The sequence below is a fragment of the Lutibacter sp. genome, assembly GCF_021647475.1.
In the GTDB taxonomy this organism is placed as follows: Bacteria; Bacteroidota; Bacteroidia; order Flavobacteriales; family Flavobacteriaceae; genus Lutibacter.
The window spans coordinates 1-7,741 of record NZ_JAKIUR010000085.1 but is presented as its reverse complement, the minus strand read 5'-3'; the positions used below and the strand labels follow the sequence as shown (position 1 = coordinate 7,741).

Sequence of the window (7,741 nt, the reverse complement as noted above, 5' to 3'; positions counted from 1 at the left end):
ACGCATTTGACAAGGTTTTATTCACCAAGATACTAAAAACTGGTCTTTTTTGAGCCCTATTTTGGTAATAAAAACAACTGAAAACACTATTAAAACTATCTTCTTGTAATAAAATAGGTTCGACTATCTAACCGTTTTTGAATACTACTTTTAGTTGGTTTTGAAGGTTTTCTTTTTTTAGGAATTATTAAAGCACGAGTAATAATTTCTATAAATCGTTGTATAACAATTTCTTTATTTTTATGCTGGCTGCGACTTTCATCACATTTTAAAATTAATTGATTTTCTTTAGTAATCTTTGTTTTTAAATTTTTATAAAGTAATTCTTTTTCTTCTTCGGTAAATTCTTGTGAGTTTTGTAAATTAAATAACAATTCAATTTTAGAGGAAACTTTATTTACATGTTGTCCGCCAGCACCACTGCTTCTAACAGCTTTAAAGGTAAGTTCTTTTATAAGGTTTTCAGCATTCATTAGAGATACTGATTTGGGTTATCATTATTTTGTTGATGTAAAAAATGCAAATCTAAATCGGATAAATTGTCAGAAAAACGTTGTAAATTTTCTTTAGATTTTAATATTTTATCAATTTTAGAAACTGCAGTTTTAAACCTTGTTTTTTTATCACCCTTTAATAAAATATATGGGCGATTGTATTTGATTAATGCATTTTCAAAAGCCTTAAACATTTCTAAACGTTGTTCAGGTCGGTCTCTTAAATCATCCGCTTCCCACGGTGTATCAATATAGGTTAGTAAATACAAATCATAATTGTTTTCTTTTGCAGCTTTTGCTAAATCTTCATTTACCAAACCTCCATAATACTCTTCTGAATATACTTTGGTTTCTAATAAATCAGTATCACAAATTAAAACTTTATCGGCTTTTTTAGCCAATTCATTTTCCAATTTCATTTGTCCGTATGCAATAGGTACTAAATCGGAATTTTCACAGGTTTTACGTTCATTATTCCATTTGTTTTGCAAATATTCTCTTGCGTATTCAGGAGCCCAAACTGTATTGTAATGGCGTGCTAAATGAATTGAAAGCGTAGTTTTACCTGTGCTTTCAGGTCCAAATAGAACTACTTTTATAATATTTACGTTGTCTTGTTTAAGAGTTTTTTCCATGAAAAATATCCTTGTATTGCTAAAATTAAAAATATGGTATATTGAATACCTGTAAATCCATATCCTTTAACAAAATATAAAGGAATAGAAACTATGTTTCCTGCAATCCAAAGAATCCAGTTTTCTAGTTTTTTGTTTGCCATTAGCCACATTCCAGCAAAAAATATTCCAGTGGTAAAGGTATCTAAAAATGGTGTAATCTTTCTAAAATCAGATAATTTACCAGAAAACATATTGGTTAAAGCGTAGTTTACACTTTCTGAAAAATTTAAATTGTTAGGCATTACATTAAAATGACGATAAACAATAATTACAAAAATAGAAGTAAAAATAAAGATACCAGTAGTTTTAATTTTATCCATTTTACTAGTTCGGGTAATTGGGATATGTTTATTATTATTCATAACTCTACTCCACATATACCAGCCATAAATACTCATAATAGTGTAATAAATATTGATAATTAAATCGCCATATAAATTCCACCTAGAAAGTAAATAAACATAAATCACAGTACTTATTATTCCTGTTGGAAACACTAGAATATTTTCTTTTTTGGCATAAATAACGCTAACTACACCAAAAAGTGCAGCAACAAATTCCAAAACTATATTTAAAGTAGTAGCAGATTGATAGGGTTCTGTTAAAAAATCAAATAATTCATTCATAAAGTCTTATTTTCAAAAGCGTTACCTACTACTACAATATCTGCACCACTAGAAAATACAGCTTGTATTTGTTGTTTAGTTTTAATCCCTCCTCCAACAATTAATGGAATTGAAATTTGTTGTTTTACTTTTGCAATTAATTTTGAATTTACAGGGTTTTTAGCTCCGCTACCAGCTTCTAAATAAATGAGTTGTTTTCCTTTATATTCTCCAGCAACAGCAGTATTTACGGCTAATTTAATGTTTGTTTGAGTAATAGGCTTAGTATTGCTGATTTTTAAAACGGAAGAATTTGTTCCGCCATCGATTAAAATATATCCAGTAGGAATAATTTCTAAAGAAGTATTTTTTAAAAAAGGAACTGCTTTAATTTGTTGTTCAATTAAATACTCAGGATTTCTACCTGATAGTAATGATAAAAACAAGATACCATCTGCATAATTGGTGATTTGTGAGTAATCGCCAGGAAATAAAATTACTGGTAATTCAGTGTTATTTTTCAATGATTTTACAAAAATTTCGGTGATACCTTTTTGAATTGAACTTCCTCCAACAAAAACAAAATTAGCCTTTAGTTTTTCTATTCTTTTAGAAATAGCAGGAATATCTTTTAAAGAAGTTTTGTCTGGATCTAATAAAATAGCCAATAATTTATCACCTTTTTTAATAGCTGTTTGTATAAAATTTAAGATTGATTTACTCATTTTTTAAATTTTCAAGTGCATAAACCAACGTAAAATCTTCTAATTGCTGAAAGTGAATAGCATATTTTTTATTCCAATCTTTAAATTTTATAGTTCCTGTAGTTTTTTTATCTTTAATTTTAAAGGAATTAATATCAATATTATTTTTAAACGTTAAACCACCATAAGGATAAATTTTATACAAACTTTCTTTAGCTCCCCAAATAACGGTTAATTGCTGAATGTTATCATCATCTTTATAGATAAAACCACGTTCAAAATTCACAAACTTATTTTGGATGATTTTAATTTTCTCTCTGTTTTTTTCAATATCAATTCCCACTTCAATATTACTAATAATTATAGCTGAAAAGTGATAAGAATGTGAAATAGAAATGTGTTTTCCATCTTTTAAATGAGGCTTGCCATTGCTATTATAATATAAATCTTTATCAGCATAACCAGCTTTTTTTAATAAATGCCGAACACTTAAAAATCCACGTTGGTGTAACTCTGATTTCATAGCATTTAGTCTTTTTAAACTATTGCTTGTTAATTGAATTCCTTTTAACAATTCATCAAAAGACTCATCAATTTTCCACACAAAAACAGTGGTATAATTATTTGGTATAATTGTTTTAAATAAAGGCATTTAGTTTCTCAAAGGTATTTTGTACTTTTGCAAAATATAAAAACAACATATTAGGTTGTTTTAAATAAAAAGCAAATTTAATAAATATGAGTACAGAAACATCAACTTACGTAAAATATAAAGTAAAAGATATCAATCTTGCAGATTGGGGACGTAAAGAAATTGAATTAGCCGAAGCTGAAATGCCAGGTTTAATGAGTTTACGAAAAGAATATAAAGGTAAAAAACCTTTAAAAGGAGCTAGAATTGCAGGTTGTTTACATATGACTATTCAAACCGCAGTGTTGATTGAAACTTTAATAGAACTAGGTGCTGAGGTAACTTGGAGTTCTTGTAATATTTTTTCTACTCAAGATCAAGCTGCTGCTGCCATTGCTGCTGCAGGTGTTTCAGTATATGCTTGGAAAGGAATGAATGAAGAAGAATTTGATTGGTGTATAGAACAAACACTTTTCTTTGGGGAAGATAAAAAACCATTGAATTTAATTTTAGATGATGGTGGAGATTTAACCAATATGGTATTAGATAAATATCCTGAATTAGCGAAAGGAATTAACGGTTTATCGGAAGAAACTACTACTGGAGTTCATCGTTTATACGATAGAGTAATTGCAGGAACATTGCCAATACCAGCTATTAATGTAAACGATTCGGTTACTAAATCTAAATTCGATAATAAATACGGATGTAGAGAAAGTGCTGTTGATGCAATTCGTAGAGCAACCGATATTATGCTAGCAGGTAAACGAGTGGTTGTTTGTGGTTATGGTGATGTTGGTAAAGGAACAGCAGCTTCATTTAAAGGAACAGGTGCAATAGTAACTGTTACTGAAATTGATCCAATTTGTGCATTGCAAGCTGCTATGGAAGGTTTTGAAGTAAAAAAATTAGATACTGTAGTTGGAAACGCAGATATTATTATTACCACTACAGGAAATAAAGATATCGTTCAAGCTAAACATTTCAAAAAAATGAAAGATAAAACTATTGTTTGTAATATCGGACATTTTGATAATGAGTTAGATATGGCTTGGTTAAATAAAAATTACGGAAATACCAAAGTTGAAATAAAACCACAAGTTGATAAATATACTATTGGAGAAAATGAGATTATTATTTTAGCTGAAGGTCGTTTAGTAAACTTAGGTTGTGCCACAGGTCACCCAAGTTTTGTAATGAGTAATTCATTTACAAATCAAACATTAGCTCAAATGGAGTTATGGAATAATAGAGAAGCTTATGAAAATAAAGTGTATATGCTTCCAAAATATTTAGATGAAAAAGTGGCTCGTTTACATTTGGCTAAAATTGGTGTTGAGTTAGAAACTTTACGAGAAGATCAAGCGAAATATATTGGAGTAAAAGTTGAAGGACCTTTTAAACCAGACTATTACAGATATTAATAAATATATATAATATTTTAAAGCTTTATAGCAATTGCTATAAAGCTTTTTTTATATTTGTTTTTGGAAAATCAAATTAATAATCTGTTGTGCATTATGATAAAATTTCGTCAATTCGAGTGAATTTTAGCCTTTTTAGGCTTAAAATTAGTATCGAGAATAGGTTTTTTATTTAAAAACAGCCGTTCTCAATACAATTTTTTATCAAAAATTACCTGCCTTGCCGTCAGGCAGGCTCGAACAGACGTAACAGTAGGTTTAAAAAGTTAAAATGCACAACGAGTTTTAATACTAGTTTATATGAAATCAATATTAGTTCCTTTAGGTGATTCTGAAAAAGCAATTTACACTTTGCAATATGCTATAGATTTTGCATCTGTTATTAATGCTAAAATATATGTAATTCAGGTTTTTGGCACTACTAAAGTTGCAGGAGCATTAAAAAATATGGATGAGCTTTTAGAAAGAGATAGCAAAGAAGAATTAGCTCATGTTTTAGCAAATGTTGATAAAAAAGGAATTGAAATTATTGCTAAATCGGTTAGGGGTCAGATAGTTGATAGCATTAATAGAGTTGCTACACTTTTAAATATAGATTTAATAATTGCATCAGCAAAAAATAGTGCGGCTGATTCATCTATTTATTTAGGAAGAATAACTGGCGGATTAGTAAAACAAACAGAATTACCAATGCTAGTTATACCAAAAGGATACAAGTTTAAAGCAATTAAAACTGTTTTATTAAGCATACGTTCAGGTTTAATTAGAAGACCAAAAGTTTTAGAGCCTTTAGAAGATTTAGTAAAAAATTTTAGTGCCAAAGTAAATTTATTACATGTAATTACTCCTCATAATGCAGTTGAAGACAACTCATTACATAAAGATTTTGAAACTATTGCAGATACTATTACAAATAGTGAAAATGCAACGGTTTTTCAAGGAGTATTAGAACATTTACTTGAAGTTAACCCTGATATGATTTGTGTTATAAGACGAAAACGAGGATTTTTTAATAAACTTTGGGAACAAAATCACATAAAAAAAGTAGATTTTGAAAGTAGAATTCCTTTACTAATTTTAAAAGGAAATTTATAAAATTAAATTGGGGATGTAGCTCAGCTGGCTAGAGCGCTTGACTGGCAGTCAAGAGGTCGTGGGTTCGACTCCCATCTTCTCCACTTTGAAACAACCAAAAAACAACAAAACCCTATAAACACTATGTTTATAGGGTTTTTATTTTTTTTAAAGTTCATTTAAAACTAACAAAAATCAAATAAAAAGGGACTAAATAGGGGTCAGTAAAAATTTAGTATTAACTGACTCCGAATAATGCTGTAACCGTTGAAAAAACAAGGGCTTCAAAATATTTTTTGATTTATTTTTTGTATATTTATACTTTAAAAGTTGCTAAAAAATATGAAAAATTCACTTTCACTACTATTTTACATCAAAAGGAGTAAAGTAGATAGAAATCAAAAAGCCAATATTTATTTAAGAATTACGGTAAATGGTAAGCGTGCAGAACTGAGTATCCAAAGAAAAGTAAGTTTGGGTAAATGGAACTCAAAAGCGGGTAAGGTTAAAGGTTTCTCAAGTGAAGCTCAAGAAATTAATCAATACATCGATTTAATTTCAAACAAAATCAATAAAATACATCAGCAATTTATTCAACATGAAAAACATTTCACGTCTATTAATATTCGTGACGCCTATCTTGGTAAAGATATTGAACACAAAATGGTACTAAAAATCTTTCAGGATCATAACAATCAAGTTGAAAAGTTAGTTGGAAAAGAATTTGCAGCCTTAACTGCTTTACGATATAAAACTGCAAAAAAACACGTTAAAGAATTTATAAAAAAAGAATACAAACAGGATGATATTCCTGTTCAGGATATAGACCATAAATTTATAACTAGTTTTGAATATTATTTAAAAACTGAAAGAAACTGTGGTCATAATTCCGCAGTAAAATACATTACTAATTTTAAAAAAATTGTTCGTATTGCTTATGCATATGATTGGATTAGCAAAGATCCTTTTTTTAATTGGAAGGCAAGATTAAAAACGGTGGATAGAGAATTTTTAACAGAACAAGAAATTCAAAATATCATTGAAAAAAATGTACATATTCCAAGACTGGATTTAGTAAAAGATATTTTTATTTTTAGTTGTTTTACTGGTCTAGCTTATATTGATGTAAAGAAACTAACAAAAGACAATATTGTAATTGGCATAGATGGTAGTAAATGGATTAATACAAAAAGAGCAAAAACGGATTCAAGGAGTAACATTCCAATTCTTCCAATGGCACAGATAATTTTGGATAAATATTATCAGCACCCTAAAATTTTAAATAGTGAAAGATTATTACCAATATTAAGTAATCAACGTATGAATGCCTACTTAAAAGAAATTGCTGACTTGTGTGGAATTACTAAAAACCTAACCTTCCATTTAGCACGTCATACGTTTGCTACAACAGTAACACTAACTAATGGAGTTTCAATAGAATCTGTAAGTAAAATGTTAGGACATAAATCCTTAAAAACTACACAACACTACGCTAAAATTTTGGATAGAAAAGTGAGTGTAGATATGAATATTCTAAAAAATAAATTAACCCTTAAAACTGGTAAAATTAATGCAACCACAAATTTTAAGAAGTCTTCTAAATCGAGCTAATCTTAAAATATTACAGAAAAGTTTAAGAATAGGCATATACAATTTTAATTTAAAATATACGGTTTAACCGTAATCTAGTTTCTAAAACTTAGGATATTTTTAAAGAGTACAATAAACGTTTTATAATAAAATGCTATATTCTTCAAAAAAATACAAATATGTTATTGTAGATTCTCAAATAGATGATGTAAATGAATTGCAGCAACTACTTACAAAATATTCTAATTATAGTTGTGTAGGGATTGCAAGAAACAAAGATGAAGCAATTAATTTGATTATAGATCAATTACCACATCTTGTTTTTTTCGACACAGAATTGGTTGATGGAATTAAAAAAAAATCCTCTTTCTCAATAATTCCTGAAGTATACCAATTTTTAAATTGGTTACCTAAATTTACAGGGCAAACTCACACTTTTATTTTCAATATCCTTAATAAATAGTCTTCATCCCAAGCCGCTTTGAGTCTTTTGCTTTTAACCGACAGTTTTTTAGTTTGTTCATTTTTCAGGAGGTTCAAGG

At 28.5% G+C, this 7,741-nt stretch carries 9 protein-coding genes and 1 tRNA gene; 5 read left to right on the top strand and 5 right to left on the bottom strand.

The features are described from left to right. Window positions 1-95: 95 nt before the first annotated feature. From arfB to L3J60_RS13035, 5 genes are read right to left on the bottom strand one after another with little or no spacing between them, the layout of a single operon-like run. Window positions 96-473: an alternative ribosome rescue aminoacyl-tRNA hydrolase ArfB gene (arfB, locus tag L3J60_RS13055; RefSeq protein WP_291976005.1), complete on the bottom strand. Its 378-nt coding sequence runs from the start codon at window positions 471-473 to the stop codon at window positions 96-98. After that, window positions 473-1,129 carry an ATP-binding protein gene (locus tag L3J60_RS13050; protein WP_291976004.1) on the bottom strand — a complete coding sequence of 219 codons (657 nt, stop codon included), beginning with the start codon at window positions 1,127-1,129 and terminating at the stop codon, window positions 473-475. Before L3J60_RS13050 ends, arfB begins: the two co-directional genes overlap by 1 nt. Next, window positions 1,099-1,797: a nicotinamide riboside transporter PnuC gene (gene pnuC, locus L3J60_RS13045; RefSeq protein WP_291976003.1), complete on the bottom strand. Its 699-nt coding sequence runs from the start codon at window positions 1,795-1,797 to the stop codon at window positions 1,099-1,101. The genes L3J60_RS13050 and pnuC overlap by 31 nt, the downstream gene beginning before the upstream one ends. Next, entirely contained in the window at window positions 1,794-2,501 is a 708-nt protein-coding gene (locus L3J60_RS13040) for a geranylgeranylglyceryl/heptaprenylglyceryl phosphate synthase (RefSeq protein WP_291976002.1), read from the bottom strand. Before L3J60_RS13040 ends, pnuC begins: the two co-directional genes overlap by 4 nt. Continuing rightward, window positions 2,494-3,132 (bottom strand): 4'-phosphopantetheinyl transferase superfamily protein, encoded by a 639-nt coding sequence (locus L3J60_RS13035; protein ID WP_291976000.1) that lies wholly within the window; start codon window positions 3,130-3,132, stop codon window positions 2,494-2,496. Before L3J60_RS13035 ends, L3J60_RS13040 begins: the two co-directional genes overlap by 8 nt. Before the next feature lie 86 nt (window positions 3,133-3,218). Between L3J60_RS13035 and ahcY the strand changes: the two genes are divergently transcribed. The 5 genes from ahcY (at window position 3,219) to L3J60_RS13010 (ending at window position 7,662) form a co-directional block, all read left to right on the top strand. Further along, on the top strand, window positions 3,219-4,535 hold the full coding sequence (gene ahcY / locus L3J60_RS13030; RefSeq protein ID WP_291975999.1) for an adenosylhomocysteinase: 1,317 nt from the start codon (window positions 3,219-3,221) through the stop codon (window positions 4,533-4,535). A gap of 300 nt (window positions 4,536-4,835) precedes the next feature. After that, the gene (locus tag L3J60_RS13025; protein WP_291975998.1) at window positions 4,836-5,630 is read left to right on the top strand and encodes a universal stress protein; all 795 of its coding nucleotides are present in this window, start codon (window positions 4,836-4,838) and stop codon (window positions 5,628-5,630) included. 9 nt (window positions 5,631-5,639) lie between these two features. After that, a tRNA-Ala gene (locus tag L3J60_RS13020) sits at window positions 5,640-5,713 on the top strand. A 238-nt stretch (window positions 5,714-5,951) separates the two neighbouring features. Next, a complete protein-coding gene (locus L3J60_RS13015) occupies window positions 5,952-7,220 on the top strand; it encodes a site-specific integrase (RefSeq protein ID WP_291975997.1) in 1,269 nt (422 codons plus the stop codon). Window positions 7,221-7,350: 130 nt separating this feature from the next. Then, the gene (locus L3J60_RS13010; RefSeq protein ID WP_291975996.1) at window positions 7,351-7,662 is read left to right on the top strand and encodes a hypothetical protein; all 312 of its coding nucleotides are present in this window, start codon (window positions 7,351-7,353) and stop codon (window positions 7,660-7,662) included. The last annotated feature ends 79 nt before the right edge of the window (window positions 7,663-7,741 follow it).